The organism is Bradyrhizobium sp. SZCCHNR1002, from assembly GCF_032381435.1.
Lineage (GTDB): Bacteria > Pseudomonadota > Alphaproteobacteria > Rhizobiales > Xanthobacteraceae > Bradyrhizobium > Bradyrhizobium aeschynomenes.
On sequence record NZ_JAUHIS010000003.1, the window covers coordinates 598,293 to 614,398 of the forward strand.

General features: G+C 65.3%; 13 protein-coding genes. 9 read left to right on the top strand and 4 right to left on the bottom strand.

Translation table 11 applies throughout. The features are described 5' to 3' along the window. Positions 1-144: 144 nt before the first annotated feature. The 3 genes from acnA to QX108_RS19055 all read left to right on the top strand — a co-directional run bounded on the left by acnA (position 145) and on the right by QX108_RS19055 (position 4,623). Positions 145-2,865 (top strand): aconitate hydratase AcnA, encoded by a 2,721-nt coding sequence (acnA, locus tag QX108_RS19045; protein WP_315781273.1) that lies wholly within the window; start codon positions 145-147, stop codon positions 2,863-2,865. Positions 2,866-3,054: 189 nt separating this feature from the next. Next, complete coding sequence (locus tag QX108_RS19050) at positions 3,055-3,837, top strand: DUF1223 domain-containing protein (protein WP_315726548.1); 783 nt, start codon at positions 3,055-3,057, stop codon at positions 3,835-3,837. 420 nt (positions 3,838-4,257) lie between these two features. After that, on the top strand, positions 4,258-4,623 hold the full coding sequence (locus QX108_RS19055; protein ID WP_315723593.1) for a DUF2794 domain-containing protein: 366 nt from the start codon (positions 4,258-4,260) through the stop codon (positions 4,621-4,623). Between the two features lie 26 nt (positions 4,624-4,649). Here the strand turns inward: QX108_RS19055 and QX108_RS19060 are convergent, their stop codons facing one another. The 4 genes from QX108_RS19060 to QX108_RS19075 form a co-directional block, all read right to left on the bottom strand. Further along, on the bottom strand, positions 4,650-5,177 hold the full coding sequence (locus QX108_RS19060) for a GNAT family N-acetyltransferase (RefSeq protein ID WP_315781275.1): 528 nt from the start codon (positions 5,175-5,177) through the stop codon (positions 4,650-4,652). 156 nt (positions 5,178-5,333) lie between these two features. Next, positions 5,334-6,125 (bottom strand): Bax inhibitor-1/YccA family protein, encoded by a 792-nt coding sequence (locus tag QX108_RS19065; protein WP_172133649.1) that lies wholly within the window; start codon positions 6,123-6,125, stop codon positions 5,334-5,336. A gap of 291 nt (positions 6,126-6,416) precedes the next feature. Next, entirely contained in the window at positions 6,417-8,987 is a 2,571-nt protein-coding gene (locus QX108_RS19070; RefSeq protein ID WP_315781276.1) for an ABC transporter permease, read from the bottom strand. Beyond that, positions 8,984-9,721 (bottom strand): ABC transporter ATP-binding protein, encoded by a 738-nt coding sequence (locus QX108_RS19075; protein ID WP_315723599.1) that lies wholly within the window; start codon positions 9,719-9,721, stop codon positions 8,984-8,986. Before QX108_RS19075 ends, QX108_RS19070 begins: the two co-directional genes overlap by 4 nt. A gap of 55 nt (positions 9,722-9,776) precedes the next feature. Here QX108_RS19075 and QX108_RS19080 point away from each other — a divergent pair, with 55 nt between their 5' ends. From QX108_RS19080 to sucD, 6 genes are all read left to right on the top strand, one after another. Beyond that, complete coding sequence (locus tag QX108_RS19080; protein ID WP_315781373.1) at positions 9,777-10,409, top strand: arylesterase; 633 nt, start codon at positions 9,777-9,779, stop codon at positions 10,407-10,409. 205 nt (positions 10,410-10,614) lie between these two features. Next, positions 10,615-11,154 (top strand): RNA 2',3'-cyclic phosphodiesterase, encoded by a 540-nt coding sequence (thpR, locus tag QX108_RS19085; protein WP_008964385.1) that lies wholly within the window; start codon positions 10,615-10,617, stop codon positions 11,152-11,154. Between the two features lie 172 nt (positions 11,155-11,326). After that, positions 11,327-12,508, top strand: coding sequence for a cell division protein ZapE (gene zapE, locus QX108_RS19090; protein ID WP_315781281.1), 1,182 nt, complete (start codon positions 11,327-11,329; stop codon positions 12,506-12,508). Positions 12,509-12,736: 228 nt separating this feature from the next. Beyond that, positions 12,737-13,705, top strand: a complete 969-nt coding sequence (gene mdh, locus QX108_RS19095) for a malate dehydrogenase (RefSeq protein WP_172112917.1) — start codon at positions 12,737-12,739, stop codon at positions 13,703-13,705. A gap of 126 nt (positions 13,706-13,831) precedes the next feature. Then, positions 13,832-15,028, top strand: coding sequence for an ADP-forming succinate--CoA ligase subunit beta (gene sucC, locus QX108_RS19100; protein WP_172112916.1), 1,197 nt, complete (start codon positions 13,832-13,834; stop codon positions 15,026-15,028). Between the two features lie 55 nt (positions 15,029-15,083). Then, positions 15,084-15,968 carry a succinate--CoA ligase subunit alpha gene (gene sucD, locus QX108_RS19105; RefSeq protein WP_172112915.1) on the top strand — a complete coding sequence of 295 codons (885 nt, stop codon included), beginning with the start codon at positions 15,084-15,086 and terminating at the stop codon, positions 15,966-15,968. Positions 15,969-16,106: the final 138 nt, after the last annotated feature.

Below are 16,106 nucleotides of genomic sequence, written 5' to 3' on the forward strand. Positions count from 1 at the left end.
TCTCTGTAGCGACGCAGTTAGAAAGCTTCTATAAGCCCGACCTTGATGCAGCACACAATCGCCCGCTGCAAGCCATCCGGCGCCTCGCGCTGACGGTTCGAAAATACCCCCTCGGGGTATACAGATCAATTGGGATTCCCACGCATGACCTCGCTCGACAGCTTCAAGTGTCGCAAGACCCTCAAGGTCGGAACGAAGAGCTACATCTATTACAGCTTGCCCACAGCCGAGAAGAACGGTCTCAAGGACATCTCGAAGCTGCCGTACTCGATGAAGGTGCTGCTCGAGAACCTCTTGCGCAACGAGGACGGCCGCACCGTCACCAAGGACGACATCGTCGCGGTGTCGAAGTGGCTGCGCAAGAAGTCGCTGGAGCATGAGATCGCCTTCCGCCCGGCGCGCGTGCTGATGCAGGATTTCACCGGCGTGCCCGCCGTGGTCGACCTCGCGGCGATGCGCAACGCCATGCAGGCGCTCGGCGGCGATGCCGAGAAGATCAACCCGCTGGTCCCGGTCGACCTCGTCATCGACCACTCGGTGATCGTGAACTACTTCGGTGACAACAAGGCGTTCGGCAAGAACGTCGCCGAGGAGTACAAGCAGAACCAGGAGCGCTACGAATTCCTGAAGTGGGGCCAGAAGGCGTTCTCGAACTTCTCCGTCGTGCCGCCCGGCACCGGCATCTGCCACCAGGTCAACCTCGAATACCTGGCGCAGACGGTCTGGACCAAGAAGGAGAAGATGACGATCGGCCGCACCAAGGGCACCTTCGAGGTCGCCTATCCGGATTCGCTGGTCGGCACCGATTCGCACACCACCATGGTCAACGGTCTCGCCGTGCTCGGCTGGGGCGTCGGCGGCATCGAGGCCGAGGCCTGCATGCTCGGCCAGCCACTGTCGATGCTGCTGCCTGACGTCGTCGGCTTCAAGCTGACCGGTGCGCTGAAGGAAGGCGTCACCGCGACCGACCTCGTGCTGACCGTCACCCAGATGCTGCGCAAGCTCGGCGTGGTCGGCAAGTTCGTCGAGTTCTTCGGCCCCGGCCTCGACCATCTCTCGGTCGCCGACAAGTCGACCATCGCCAACATGGCCCCGGAATACGGCGCGACCTGCGGCTTCTTCCCCGTGGACACCGCGACCATCGACTATCTCAAGACCTCGGGCCGCAAGGGCCCGCGCGTCGCGCTGGTCGAGGCCTATGCCAAGGCGCAAGGCCTGTTCCGCACCGCCAAGTCGCCTGACCCGGTGTTCACGGAGACGCTGAACCTCGATCTCGGCGACGTCGTGCCGTCGATGGCCGGTCCGAAGCGTCCCGAGGGCCGCATCGCGCTCCCCGCGGTGGCCGAAGGTTTCGCGACCGCGCTGGCCGGTGAGTACAAGAAGCCGGACGCCGCGGAGCAGCGCTTCCCGGTCGAGGGCAAGGATTTCGACATCGGCCATGGCGACGTCGTCATTGCCGCGATCACCTCATGCACCAACACCTCGAACCCGAGCGTGCTGATCGGCGCCGGCCTCTTGGCCCGCAACGCCGCGGCCAAGGGCCTCAAGGCCAAGCCGTGGGTGAAGACATCGCTGGCTCCGGGTAGCCAGGTGGTTGCCGAATACCTCGCGAACTCCGGCCTGCAGAAGGACCTCGACAAGGTCGGCTTCAACCTGGTCGGCTTCGGCTGCACCACCTGCATCGGCAATTCGGGTCCGCTGCCGGAGGAGATCTCGAAGTCGATCAACGAAAATGGCGTCGTCGCAGCGGCGGTGCTGTCGGGCAACCGCAACTTCGAAGGCCGCGTCTCGCCGGACGTGCAGGCCAACTACCTGGCCTCGCCGCCGCTGGTCGTCGCCTACGCGCTGGCGGGCACCGTGACCAAGGACCTCGCTGTCGAGCCGATCGGGATCGGCAAGGACAAGAAGCCGGTCTACCTGAAGGACATCTGGCCGACGACCAAGGAAGTCAATGACTTCGTCAAGAAGTTCGTGAAGGCCTCGATCTTCAAGAAGCGCTACGCCGACGTGTTCAAGGGCGACACCAACTGGCGCAAGATCAAGACCGTCGAGAGCGAGACCTATCGCTGGAACATGTCGTCGACCTACGTGCAGAACCCGCCGTATTTCGAGGGCATGAAGAAGGAGCCGGAGCCGATCAAGGACATCGTCGAGGCTCGCGTGCTGGCGCTGTTCGGCGACAAGATCACCACCGACCACATCTCGCCGGCCGGTTCGATCAAGCTGACCTCGCCCGCCGGCAAGTTCCTCAGCGAGCACCAGGTCCGTCCGGCCGACTTCAACCAGTACGGCACCCGCCGCGGCAATCACGAGATCATGATGCGCGGCACCTTCGCCAACATCCGCATCAAGAACTTCATGCTCAAGGGCGCCGACGGCAACATCCCCGAGGGCGGCCTGACCAAGCACTGGCCCGACGGCGAGCAGATGTCGATCTACGACGCCGCCATGAAGTACCAGGAAGAGGGCGTGCCGCTGGTGGTGTTCGCCGGCGCCGAATACGGCAACGGCTCGTCGCGCGACTGGGCCGCCAAAGGTACCCGGCTGCTTGGCGTTCGCGCCGTGATCTGCCAGAGCTTCGAGCGCATCCACCGCTCGAACCTGGTCGGCATGGGCGTGCTGCCGCTCACCTTCCACGAGGGCACGTCGTGGTCCTCGCTCGGCCTGAAGGGTGACGAGAAGGTCACCATCAAGGGTCTCCAAGGTGATCTCAAGCCGCGCCAGACCCTGACCGCCGAGATCATCTCGTCCAACGGTGCGGCGCAGCAGGTGCCGCTGCTCTGCCGGATCGATACGCTGGACGAGCTGGACTACTACCGGAACGGCGGTATCCTGCACTACGTGCTGCGCAAGCTGGCTGCTTAACCAAAGCGCGATGCGACAGTTTGGCTCACTCTGAAGTGAGTAGCGGGTGATGAAGGAGGCGGCCTATGACAAAGGCCGCCTCCTTTGCATTTTCGGTTTGTTAACTACGAGGACGGCATCGCGGATATGGTGATGCGCTAGGGCGCAGCGGACGGTGGTCCAGACGGGACAGTGGCGATGAGTGGACAGATGACGTGGTGGTCGCGCGCGGCGCTGGGTGTCTGTGCGGTCATCGCTTTCGTCCGGCCGGCGGCTGCTGATCCGCGTGCGGTGATCGAACTATTCACGTCGCAGGGCTGCTCATCCTGCCCGCCCGCCGACAAGTTGCTCGGCGACCTCGCCCGCGACCCCTCCGTCATCGCCCTGTCCCTGCCGATCGATTATTGGGATTATCTGGGCTGGAAGGACACCCTGGCAGACTCGCGGTTTACGGCGCGGCAGCGGGCCTATTCGCGAGCCCGCGGGGATCGTGAGGTCTACACCCCGCAGGCCGTGGTGAATGGCTCGCTGCATGTGATCGGCAGCGATCGCGACGCGATCGAAGGCGCCATCGAGGAGACTGCTCGGGGCGGTGCCGTGATGTCGGTCCCGGTCAGCCTGTCGATCGAAGGCCAGGAGCTGACGGTGTCGGTGGCCGCGGCGGACCAGCATGCGGCGCGCAAGCACGGCGAGGTCTGGGTGTGCTCGATCGCGCGCGTCGTTCCGATCCAGGTCGCGCGCGGCGAGAATGGCGGCCGGGAGCTGACCTATTACAACGTCGTTCGCGGTGTGATGAAGCTGGGCGACTGGAATGGCTCGTCGGCGAGCTGGAGCGTGCCGCTGGAGAAGATCGTCCGCGAGGGCGTCGATGGTGCCGTCGTCTATGTGCAGGACGGCAGCCGCGACCGGCCAGGCCTGATGCTCGGCGCGGCCCATTCAGACCTGCCATTGGTCAGCCGAGCCGCCGCAACGGTGCGCGCTCCCGAGCGCTGAGCCCGCTCGCCGCTTACCGCTCGCGCGCTGCTCTGCGGCTCGTCCGCGGCGTCGTCCCAATGGGCGCGTTGCAAGATCCCTGCGCAAGCTCACCGCCCAAAAAGCAAAAGGACCAACTTGCGTTGGCCCTTTGCCTTACTTGTGAATAGACCCGATCCTGACGACCCCGGGGGGCTGGGGGCTGAGGAATCCGGAACCGAAAGGACCGGGCCAACGCACATGAATCTTATGCCTAACGTCGGGGGCAGTCCCTGGGCGGAAACGCGGCGCGATTATGATTCCGCTAACGATCCCGTGACGCTTGCGTGTTCGGGGAACTCGCGTGCGAGCCGGATGCTGCCAAGTTCGATAATGAAAACCGCCCCTTGCGGCTTCCGTCGGTTGGCGCGATCATGTCACACAGATGACAGGAGGACGCTCATGAACCTCACCCCGGAGGACGCCGATCCCAGCGAGAACCGCGCGGCGGCGCGCAATGCGGCCGCAGCGCCTAACCGGGTGACGTTCGATCGTCTCGAGCTGAACCGCATCCTCAATCTCTACGGCCGGATGGTCGCCGACGGCGAGTGGCGCGACTACTCGATCGATTTCCTGCGCGACCGCGCTGTGTTCTCGGTCTTCCGCCGCGCCTCCGAGGTGCCGCTGTACCGAATCGAGAAGGATCCGCGGCTGGCGCGCAAGCAGGGCATGTACAGCGTGATCTCGGCCACCGGCCTGATCCTGCGCCGCGGCCACGAGCTGGAGCGCGTGCTGCTGGTGATCGCGCCGAAGCCGGCGCTGGTCTGAGCCGGCGCCCACGCTAGCCGCGCCGTTTATGCCGGGATGTTGCTGCTGCCCGGTCCAAGCGCTCGCTGCATCATGACGGTATCCAGCCAGCGGCCGAATTTCAGGCCGACGCTCGGATGGGTGCCGATCATCTCGAAGCCGCAGGCGGTATGCAGCCCGACCGAGCCGGCATTGGCGGAGTCGCCGATGACCGCGACCATCTGCCGAAATCCTCGCTCCTCGCAGGCTGCGATCAGCGTCCGCATCAGCCGCATCCCGATGCCGCGGCGCTGGCTGGCGGGGGCGAGATACACAGAGTTCTCGACCGTGAAGCGATAGGCGGGCCGCGGCCGGTAAGGGCCAGCATAGGCGTAGCCCACGATCTGCCCATCCAGCAGGGCAGCGAAGTAAGGGAAGCCGCCGTCGCTGAGCGTCCGGAAGCGGCGGGTCATCTCCGCAAGGTCGGGCGCGTCGAGCTCGAAGGTGGCCGTGCCCTCGCGGACGGCCTGGCTGTAGATGGCGGTGATGGCGGGAAGGTCGGCCTCCTGGGTGGGCCGGATCTCGATGTCGGACATGGGTGGAACAATACCAGGGCGAAGCGGCCGATCAACATCGTCGCGGCATGGCTGCCGTTCCCGGCGCGCGGCATGCTCTCAGCCGCCTCGACAAACGAAAAGCCCCGGCGCTGAGGCCGGGGCTTTGGTTGATCGCTCGTCTTGCGAGCAATCGGATCAGTCGCGCTGTCCGAGCAGCTGCAGCAGCAGCGTGAACAGGTTGATGAAGTTCAGGTACAGCGACAGGGCTCCGGTGATCGCTGCGCGCTCGGCGACGTCGCCGCCCGCGGAGGCGTAGCCGTAGATGTACTCGTTCTTCAGGCGCTGCGTGTCCCAGGCGGTGAGGCCGGCGAACACGAACACACCGATGACCGAGACGATGAACTGCAGCATCGAGCTCGCCAGGAACAGGTTCACGAGGCTCGCCAGCACGATGCCGATCAGGCCCATGAACAGGAACGAACCCATTCCCGTCATGTCACGCTTGGTCGTGTAGCCGTACAGGCTGAGCGCACCGAACGTCGCCGCGGTGATGAAGAACACCCGCACGATCGAGGTGTGGGTGTACACCAGGAAGATCGACGACAGCGAGATGCCCATCAAGGCCGAGAACACCCAGAACAGGATCTGTGCGGTCGACGGCGCGAGGCGGTTGATGCCAGCGGAGATGGCAAACACCATGACCAGCGGGGCCAGGATGAACAGCCACTTCAGCGGGCTCACGAACATCGCGTAGCCGAACTGCGTCAGATAGGCGTTGCCGATCTTGGATACGCCGGCCGCCGGATCGCCGGTCACCGACGCCATGTAGACGCCGAGCGCCGCGAGGCCGGTGATGGCCAGGCCGATGCTCATGTAATTGTAGATGCGCAGCATGTAGGCGCGCAGACCGGCGTCGACGGTCGCGGCATCGGCGCGCCCGGCCACCCGGCCAAAGGGTGAAGCATAGTTGCGGTCTAGGTCCGACATGGTCGAATTCCCGTTGGTTGCCCGGCAGTCCGATCCTGGCAGGACCTTTAGCCGGTTCTCGAAAAACCCTATCTCATACCCGCTACCATCGATATTAAATTTGCGTCATCGGCAAATTCGCCATCTTTAGGCGGGTCTCTTGGCGGCTCTCTGAGCCCGATACTTAAATGGGAAACTAGCATAATCGCTGCAAGCTTCCACGCGCGGCTGAATGTCGCTCCGCACGCGTTTGCGCCGTGAAAAACCCGTTAACCGTGCGGCATGAGCGCGCAATTCCCCGCGCGCAATTCCTCAAAGGTTCCTAAGAACCGTTGCCGGCTTCTGGTTGAGCGCCAACAGCGTCCCGGCGAGACCGAGGCCCACGGTCACCACCAGCGCCGCGAGCACGACCAGCGCGGCGCTGCCGGCCTGCCAGGCGAAGCTCAAGGTCATCAGCCGGGTCACGATCAGCCAGGCGGAGATGGAGCCCGCGATCACGCCGAACGCCGCGGTGGCAAAACCGATCATCAGATATTCGAGCGCGTAGGCGCCGAGCAGCCGCAGCCGGGTGGCGCCCAGCGTCTTCAGGATGACCGCATCGTAGACCCGGTGGCGGTGGCCGGCAGCCAGCGCCCCGCCCAGCACCAGGATGGCCGAGATCAGCGTCACCGCGCTGGCGCCGCGGATCGCGAGCGCGAGGTTGGACACGACCGAGCCGACCGTCTCCATCACCTCGCGGACGCGCACACTCGTCACCATCGGGAAGGCGTCGGCCACCTTGCGAATGACGCGGGCGTCCTCCACGGCGTCGGAGTGCGCCTCGGTCAGGGTGGCGACGTGGGTGTGGGGCGCGCCCTTGAAGGCGTTCGGGGAGAACACCAGCACGAAATTGATGCCGAGCCCCTGCCAGTCGATCGTGCGCATGTTGCCGATCCGCGCCGCGATGTCGCGTCCGAGCACGTTGACGACGATGTCGTCGCCGAGCTTGAGGCCCAGACCATCGGCGATCCGCTTCTCGATCGAGACCAGCGGCGGGCCGCTGTAATTCTCGCCCCACCATTCGCCCTCGACCACCTTGGAGCCCTTCGGGATCTCGCCGGTGTAGGTCAGGCCGCGGTCGCTCTGCAGTACCCATTCGGTGTCGTGTGTCGCCTTGAGATCCTCGGCGCGGACGCCGCCGGCCGAGACGATCCGTCCGCGCAGCATCGGCACGTTGTCGACCGTGGATTGCGGCGCCAGCTCCTTGAGGAAGCCGCGGAAGCGGTCGGCCTCGCCTGAGGGCACGTCGATGAAGAAGAATGACGGCGCCTGCTCCGGCAGCTGCGCCAGGAATTGCCGCCGCAGATTGCCGTCGATCTGGGTGATCGTGACCAGCACCGCCAGTCCCAATCCCAGCGACAGCACCACTGACGGCGTCAGCGCGCCCGGGCGATAGATGTTGCTGACCGCGAGCCGGAGCATCGGGAAACGGCTGCGCGGCAGCCCGCGCGCCATCGCCATCACCCCGGCGGCAATGCCCCGCAGCAGCACGAACACCAAAGCGGCCGCGACGACGAACACGGCGGCGATGCGCTTGTCGTAGGACAGGCCGATGACGACGGCGATCAGCAGCACCACGGTGGCCGAAATCAAAGCCAGATAGCTCCAGCGCGGCCGGTGCCATTCGGCAATCACCGCCTCGCGGAACAGCGCGGCCACAGGCACGTCACGCACCCGCCCGAGCGGCCACAGACCGAACGCCAGGGCGGTCAGCAGGCCGTAGAGGAAGGACAGCGCCAGCTCGTCCGGGTGCACCGCCGGGATCACCGGCAGCGGCAGGATCTTGCCGAACAGCCCGACGATGGCGAAGGGCAGGGCGGCGCCGGCGCAGAGTCCGATGATCGAACCGATCATGGCGAGCACCATCACCTGCACCAGATAGATGCCGAACACATCGCGGCTGGTGGCGCCGAGCGCCTTGAACGCCGCGATGACTTCAGTGCGGCGATCGACATGGCTCTTGACCGCATTGGCGACGCCGACACCGCCGACCAGCAGCGCGGCAAGGCCGACCAGGGTCAGGAACTGGGTGAAGCGGCCGATCGTCCGCTCCAGCTGCGGCGAGGCATTGCTGCGGCTGCGGATCTCCCAGCCGGCCGAGGGCAGCGTCAGGCGCGTATCGGCGATGAAGGAGGCCGCGGCGCGATCGTCGGTGGCATTGTCGGGCAGCCGGACCCGGTAGGTCCAGCGCACCAGGCTGCCGGGCTGCAGCAGCGGCGTGGCTCGCAGGCCCGCTTCGCTGACCAGGAAGCGCGGCCCGAGGCCGATGCCGCCGGACAGCTTGTCCGGCTCGGCAGCAAGCGCGCTGCGGATCTGGAAACGCACGGTGTCGATGGTGACGATGTCGCCGATCTTCAGGTCCAGCCGTGCCAGCAGCGCCGGGTCGGCGGCCGCGCCGAACGCGCCGTCGCGCTCGGCCAGGATGTCGCTGAGCGGCAGGTCGGGCTGGAGCTCGGCCTTGCCGAGCAGCGGGTAGGCGTTGTCGACGGCCTTGAGCTCGACCAGCGCCAGCTTGGCGTCGCTGGCGCGCACCATGGCCCGCAAGGTGGCCGCAACCGAGACTTGGCCGCGCGAGCGGAGGAATGCGACCTCCTCGGGCTTGGCCTCGCGCTGAAACAGCGAGAACGCCACGTCGCCCCCGAGCAGGGTACGGCCCTCGCGCACCAATCCGTCATTGAGGCTTGCCGCCACCGAGCCGACGCCGGCGATGGCCAGCACGCCGAGCGCGATGCAGGCGATGAAGACGTAGAAGCCGCGCAGTCCGCCGCGCAGCTCGCGCAAGGCGTAGCGCACCGGCAGAGCCGCCATGCGCCGGCCGGAGATCGGTTCCGCCATCGTGCTCATGCGTCGGCAGGCTCGTGCGTGCCGCCGTCGGCCTCGATCCGCCCCGAGCGCAGCCGCACGACGCGATCGCAGCGATGCGCAAGGCCGCTGTCGTGGGTCACCAGCACCAGCGTCATGCCGCGCTCGGCATGCTTGGTGAACAGCAGGTCGACGATCTGCCGCCCGGTGGTCTCGTCGAGATTGCCGGTCGGCTCGTCCGCGACCAGGATCGCCGGATCTGGCGCGAGGGCGCGGGCCAGTGCCACCCGCTGCTGCTCGCCGCCGGACAGCTGGGTCGGATAGTGGTTCAGCCGGTGGCCGAGGCCGACCTGCTCGAGCTCGCGGGCGGCGCGCTCCGCGGCGCCAGAATGGCCGGCCAATTCCAGCGGCACCGCCACGTTCTCCAGCGCGGTCATGGTCGGGATCAGATGAAAGGACTGGAAAACGATGCCGACTTGGCGGCCGCGGAACCGGGCCAGGGCGTCCTCGTCCAGGGCATTGAAAGCGGTGCCGCCGACCACCACCTCACCGCTGTCAGGACGTTCCAACCCCGCCATCACCATCAGCAGCGTGGACTTCCCCGATCCCGAGGGGCCGATCAGGCCGATCGTCTCGCCCTGTCCCACCCGCAGGCTGATATCCTTGAGGATGTGAACCCGCGCCGCGCCGGTGCCGAGCGAGAGGTTGACGTTGGAGATGGTAATGGTGTCCGGCGCTGTGCCGGCCAAACGCGAGGTTTCGATGAGACTGTCCATGGCTCGGTCATATGGCAACTCCGCAAGCCGGGTCGAGGGGCGCGGACGCATCTTCGTGCACATACTCGTGTTGATGCTCGCCTTGATGACAGTCGGACCCGCCTTCGCCGGCGCTGACCCCGCCAGGCCGATCAAGCTCGTCGTGCTCGGCGACTCCTTGAGCGCCGGGCTCGGCCTGTCCGCGTCGGATGCGTTTCCGGCCAAGCTGCAAAAGGCATTGAATGACAAGGGGCTGAAGGTCGACATGACCAATGCCGGGGTGTCCGGCGACACCTCCTCCGGCGGCCGCGACCGGCTCGACTGGTCAGTGGCCGACGGCACCGAGGCGGTCATCGTCGAGCTCGGCGCCAATGATGCGCTGCGCGGCATCGACCCCGCCGTCACCCGCAAGGCGCTGACCGAGATCGTGACCAAGCTGAAGGCGCGCGGCATCGCCGTGATGTTGTGCGGCATGCTGGCGCCGCCGAATTACGGCAGCGACTACGCCGCCAAGTTCAATGCGATCTATCCCGATCTCGCCAAGGAATTCGGCGTGCCGCTGTACCCTTTCTTCCTGGACGGCGTCGCCGCCGACGCCAAGCTCAATCAAGCGGACGGCATCCATCCCACCGCTGCGGGCGTCGACATCATCGTCGCCCGGATGCTGCCTACGGCGGAAGCATTCCTGCGTCCGCTTCGTGGGCAATGACGGAACGAAGCCGCCGGCCGGACATTTGCGATAACCTTAAGGACCGGGTTTTCCGCAGGTTTTCACGGCGTTAACGCTGCTTCCGTCGCGGAGTCATATAAGTTCGGTAGGAATGTTGCATCGGCGATTCGTCGTCGATCATCTCGTCAAGGCATGATCTCGTCACCTTTCGAGATCAGCCTCCAGCATCGGGAGTCCTGAAACGATGCCGCGTCTGTTTACTGGACTGGAGATCCCGGCCGAAGTCGGCCAGACCCTCTCCACTCTGCGGGGTGGCCTTCCCGGCGCCCGCTGGATCGATCCTGAAAATTATCACGTGACCTTGCGCTTCATCGGCGACATCGACGGCGCCTCCGCCAACGAGATCGCCGCGATGCTGTGGCGGGTGAACCGCAAGCCGTTCGAGGTGACGGTGCAGGGCCTCTCCAGCTTCGGCGGCCGCAAGCCGCGCGCGGTGGTTGCCAACATCGCGCCGAGCCGGCCGCTGATCGAGCTGCAGGCCGAGCTGGAGCGGATGATGCAGCGGATCGGGCTCGACCCGGAGGGCCGCAAGTTCGTGCCTCATGTGACGCTGGCGCGGCTGCACGATGCCTCCAGCCAGGATGTCGCCGACTATCTCTCGGTCCGCGGCTATTTCCCGAGCCGGGTGTTCATGGCCGAGCGTTTCGTGCTGTTCTCGTCCCGTGCTTCCACGGGAGGCGGGCCCTATGTCGTCGAGGACGCCTACGATCTGTGCGCCGCCTGAGGTTGCGGCTGACGCGAGCCAGATTGACGGAAGCCAGACGTCGTTAGCCGCGGACTAACTCCCGCGGCGGCGTTTGCGTGCCATATACCACGATCCCACGGCCCGGCTGCATGGCGGCTTCCACCATTTGCGGATTGCATTTTCCGTTAGTCTCATGACCTAGAGTGGGCTCATGCTGTCCACTCCCTCAGACGCGTTCCGCGCGCAATATCAGTCGCTGGTCGACACCGGCGCGATCGAAGCCGATCCGGCCCAGGCCGAGGTCGCCGATGCCCTGGCGGCGCTGGAGCGGCGCCTCTCCACCTATAAGCCGGCGCGAAAGCAGAGCCTGTTCGGTCGCCTCTTTTCCGACAAGAGCGAGCCGCCGAGCGGCCTCTATGTCCATGGCGAGGTCGGCCGCGGCAAGACCATGCTGATGGACCTGTTCTTCCAGAACTGTCCGGTCGAGCACAAGCGCCGCGCGCATTTCCACGAATTCATGGCCGAGGTGCACGAGCGCATCTACGGCTATCGCCAGAACATCGCGCGCGGCGAACTTGCCGACGCCGATGTCATCGCGCTCACCGCACAGGCGATCTTCGACCAGGCCTGGCTGCTCTGCTTCGACGAATTCCACGTCACTGACATCGCCGACGCGATGATCCTCGGCCGTCTCTTCGCAAAACTGTTCGAGCTCGGCACGGTTGTGGTGGCGACGTCCAACGTCGCGCCGGAGGACCTCTACAAAGGCGGCCTCAACCGCGCGCTGTTCCTGCCCTTCATCAAGCAGATCGCCGACCACATGGATGTGGTGCGGCTGGATGCGCGCACGGATTTCCGGCTCGAGAAGCTGGCGGGCGTGAAGATGTGGCTGATGCCGGCGGACGCCGATGCGCGCGCCGCGCTCGACAAGGCGTGGGGCCGGCTGACCGGCAACGCCCGCTGCAAGTCGCGCGACATGACGATCAAGGGTCGCATCCTGCACGTTCCGTGCTCGGCCAACGGCGTCGCCCGCTTCGGCTTTGCCGATCTGTGCGAGAAGCCGCTCGCCGCGTCCGATTATCTGCGGCTGGCGCACGACTATCATACGATCCTGATCGACCATGTCCCGGTGATGGATCTGGCCGAGCGCAATGCCGCCAAGCGCTTCATTACCCTGATCGACACGCTGTACGACAATGCCGTCAAGCTGATCGCCTCGGCCGAGGCCGATCCGATCTCGCTCTACGTCGCCAGCGATGGCATCGAGGCGATGGAGTTCAAGCGCACGTCGTCGCGCCTGATCGAGATGGGCTCGGAGTCCTACCTCGCGCTGCCGCACGGCCGGAAGGATTCGGCCGCATCCGGGACTTCTACGGGCCTGGTCGAAACCTGACAAACACCTGATCTTTCGGGCAGCGCCCGCCGCCGGGCACACAGCCGCGAAAAGGCCACGTCAATCATGCTGAAAGGATCATCAGCAGCCGCCGCCCGGTCCTGATCGAAATCAAGGCACGCCCGTCAATTGGCCATAGCGTGACTTGAACGGCCCGGGCGAAAGGGATAACCACCCACTCGACTTTTCAACCTCCCTCACCCCTTCGGGTTCAAAGGAAAATTTGCCATGGCGCGCGACAAGATTGCTTTGATTGGCTCCGGTCAGATCGGCGGAACGCTGGCTCACCTCGTCGGCCTCAAGGAGCTCGGCGACGTCGTGATGTTCGACATTGCCGAAGGCGTTCCGCAGGGCAAGGCGCTCGACATCGCGCAGTCGTCGCCGGTCGACGGCTTCGACGCCCACTACACCGGCGCCAACTCCTACGAAGCGCTCGACAACGCCAAGGTGTGCATCGTCACCGCGGGCGTGCCGCGCAAGCCCGGCATGAGCCGCGACGATCTGCTGTCGATCAACCTGAAGGTTATGGAGCAGGTCGGCGCCGGCATCAAGAAGTACGCCCCCGACGCGTTCGTCATCTGCATCACCAACCCGCTCGATGCAATGGTCTGGGCGCTGCAGAAGGCCTCGGGCCTGCCGGCCAAGAAGGTCGTCGGCATGGCCGGCGTGCTCGACTCGGCCCGCTTCCGCTACTTCCTGGCCGATGAGTTCAACGTCTCGGTCGAGGACGTCACCGCCTTCGTGCTCGGCGGCCATGGCGACACGATGGTGCCGCTGACCAAGTACTCGACCGTCGCCGGCATTCCGCTGCCCGACCTCGTCAAGATGGGCTGGACCTCACAGGCCCGCATCGACGAGATCGTCGACCGCACCCGCAATGGCGGCGCCGAGATCGTCAACCTGCTCAAGACCGGCTCGGCCTACTACGCTCCGGCGGCGTCGGCGATCGCGATGGCCGAGAGCTATCTGCGCGACAAGAAGCGCGTGCTGCCCTGCGCGGCCTACCTCAATGGCGAGTTCGGCGTGAAGGACATGTATGTCGGCGTGCCCGTCGTCATCGGCTCGAAGGGTGTCGAGCGTATCGTCGAGATCGAGCTGGCCGGCAAGGATCGCGAGGCGTTCGACAAGTCGGTCGGCGCTGTCCAGGGCCTGGTCGACGCCTGCAAGAAGATCGCGCCCGACCTGCTCGGCCGCTGAAGGTAGCAGAGCGGGCGATTAGCCCGTTCCGATGAGTTGCAGGATGCTTGGTATATGGTATACCAAGCATCCGCAAAACACTTATAGACGTCACCACCCCAGCGGGGGTTCGGGGAGCAAGCGCTTATGAACATTCACGAATATCAGGCCAAGGCACTGCTGCACGAGTTCGGCGTGCCGATTTCCAAGGGCGTGCCGGTTCTCCGTCCGGAGGATGCGGATGCGGCGGCGAAGACGCTCGGCGGTCCGGTCTGGGTCGTGAAGAGCCAGATCCACGCCGGTGGCCGTGGCAAAGGCAAGTTCAAGGAGGCCTCGGCCGGCGACAAGGGCGGCGTCCGCCTCGCCAAGTCGATCGACGAGGTCAACACCTTCGCCAAGCAGATGCTCGGCGCGACACTGGTGACGGTCCAGACCGGTCCGGACGGCAAGCAGGTCAACCGCCTCTACATCGAGGACGGCTCCGACATCGACAAGGAATTCTATCTGTCGCTGCTGGTCGATCGCGAGACCTCGAAGGTCGCGTTCGTGGTGTCGACCGAAGGCGGCGTCAACATCGAGGACGTCGCGCACAGCACGCCTGAGAAGATCATCACCTTCTCGGTCGATCCGGCCACCGGCGTCATGGGCCATCACGGCCGTGCCGTCGCCAAGGCGCTGAAGCTCTCCGGCGACCTCGCCAAGCAGGCCGAGAAGCTGACGACGCAGCTCTACAATGCGTTCGTCGCCAAGGACATGGCGATGCTCGAGATCAACCCGCTGGTCGTCACCAAGCAGGGCCAGCTGCGCGTGCTCGACGCCAAGGTGTCGTTCGACTCCAACGCGCTGTTCAAGCACCCCGAGGTCGTCGCGCTGCGCGACGAGACCGAGGAGGATGCCAAGGAGATCGAGGCGTCGAAGTACGACCTCAACTACGTCGCGCTCGACGGCACCATCGGCTGCATGGTCAACGGTGCGGGCCTTGCCATGGCGACGATGGACATCATCAAGCTCTATGGCATGGAGCCCGCCAACTTCCTTGACGTCGGCGGCGGCGCCAGCAAGGAGAAGGTCGCGGCGGCCTTCAAGATCATCACCGCCGACCCGAACGTGAAGGGCATCCTGGTCAACATCTTCGGCGGCATCATGAAGTGCGATGTCATCGCCGAGGGCGTCGTGGCCGCGGTGAAGGAAGTCGGTCTGAAGGTGCCGCTGGTGGTGCGCCTCGAAGGCACCAATGTCGATCTCGGCAAGAAGATCATCAGCGAGTCCGGTCTGAACGTGCTGCCCGCCGACAATCTCGACGACGCCGCGCAGAAGATCGTCAAGGCCGTCAAGGGAGGCTGAGCGCCGGTTCAGGCGCTCGCTTCACCCTCACCGCAACGCTCTTAGAGAAAGCACGATGTCCATCCTCATCGACAAGAACACCAAGGTCATCTGCCAGGGCTTCACTGGCAAGAACGGCACCTTCCACTCCGAGGCGGCGATCGCCTACGGCACCAAGATGGTCGGCGGCACCTCGCCGGGCAAAGGCGGCTCGACCCATCTCGGCCTGCCCGTCTTCGACACCGTCAAGGAGGCCCGCGAAGCCACCGGCGCCGACGCGTCGGTGATCTACGTGCCGCCGCCGGGCGCAGCCGATGCGATCTGCGAGGCGATCGACGCGGAAGTCCCGCTGATCGTCTGCATCACCGAGGGCATCCCGGTGCTGGACATGGTCCGCGTCAAGCGCTCGCTTGTGGGCTCCAAGTCGCGGCTGATCGGGCCGAACTGCCCGGGCGTCATGACCGCCGGCGAGTGCAAGATCGGCATCATGCCGGCCAACATCTTCAAGCCCGGCTCGGTCGGCATCGTGTCGCGCTCCGGCACGCTGACCTATGAGGCGGTGTTCCAGACCACCTCCGAAGGCCTCGGCCAGACCACCGCGGTCGGCATCGGCGGCGACCCGGTCAAGGGCACCGAGTTCATCGACATGCTGGAGATGTTCCTGGCCGACCCCAAGACCACCTCGATCATCATGATCGGCGAGATCGGCGGCTCGGCTGAGGAGGACGCGGCGCAGTTCATCAAGGACGAAGCCAAGCGCGGCCGCAAGAAACCGATGGTCGGGTTCATTGCCGGCGTCACGGCCCCTCCCGGCCGGCGCATGGGTCATGCCGGAGCCATCATCTCGGGCGGCAAGGGCGATGCCGGCTCGAAGACCGCGGCGATGGAAGCTGCAGGTATTACAGTCTCTCCGTCGCCCGCGCGCCTCGGCAAGACGCTTGTCGAAAAGTTGAAATCCTGATTCAGGACTTAGTGCTTTTCGGCGCGAATATTTACAAAGAATAAGGTAAACCGTCCTAACCCGAGCCTGACCCGCGTCTCACGTGGGTCAGGCATTGCGCCGTTTTCATTGGGCGCATCGAAATTACCAGGACGCTAC

Coding starts and splice junctions, on each gene's coding strand:
- zapE (WP_315781281.1), top strand. CDS start 11,327: ATGCTGTCCACTCCCTCAGACGCGTTCCGCGCGCAATATCAGTCGCTG.
- QX108_RS19075 (WP_315723599.1), bottom strand. CDS start 9,721: ATGGACAGTCTCATCGAAACCTCGCGTTTGGCCGGCACAGCGCCGGAC.
- sucD (WP_172112915.1), top strand. CDS start 15,084: ATGTCCATCCTCATCGACAAGAACACCAAGGTCATCTGCCAGGGCTTC.
- acnA (WP_315781273.1), top strand. CDS start 145: ATGACCTCGCTCGACAGCTTCAAGTGTCGCAAGACCCTCAAGGTCGGA.
- QX108_RS19050 (WP_315726548.1), top strand. CDS start 3,055: ATGACGTGGTGGTCGCGCGCGGCGCTGGGTGTCTGTGCGGTCATCGCT.
- QX108_RS19055 (WP_315723593.1), top strand. CDS start 4,258: ATGAACCTCACCCCGGAGGACGCCGATCCCAGCGAGAACCGCGCGGCG.
- sucC (WP_172112916.1), top strand. CDS start 13,832: ATGAACATTCACGAATATCAGGCCAAGGCACTGCTGCACGAGTTCGGC.
- QX108_RS19065 (WP_172133649.1), bottom strand. CDS start 6,125: ATGTCGGACCTAGACCGCAACTATGCTTCACCCTTTGGCCGGGTGGCC.
- QX108_RS19060 (WP_315781275.1), bottom strand. CDS start 5,177: ATGTCCGACATCGAGATCCGGCCCACCCAGGAGGCCGACCTTCCCGCC.
- QX108_RS19070 (WP_315781276.1), bottom strand. CDS start 8,987: ATGAGCACGATGGCGGAACCGATCTCCGGCCGGCGCATGGCGGCTCTG.
- thpR (WP_008964385.1), top strand. CDS start 10,615: ATGCCGCGTCTGTTTACTGGACTGGAGATCCCGGCCGAAGTCGGCCAG.
- mdh (WP_172112917.1), top strand. CDS start 12,737: ATGGCGCGCGACAAGATTGCTTTGATTGGCTCCGGTCAGATCGGCGGA.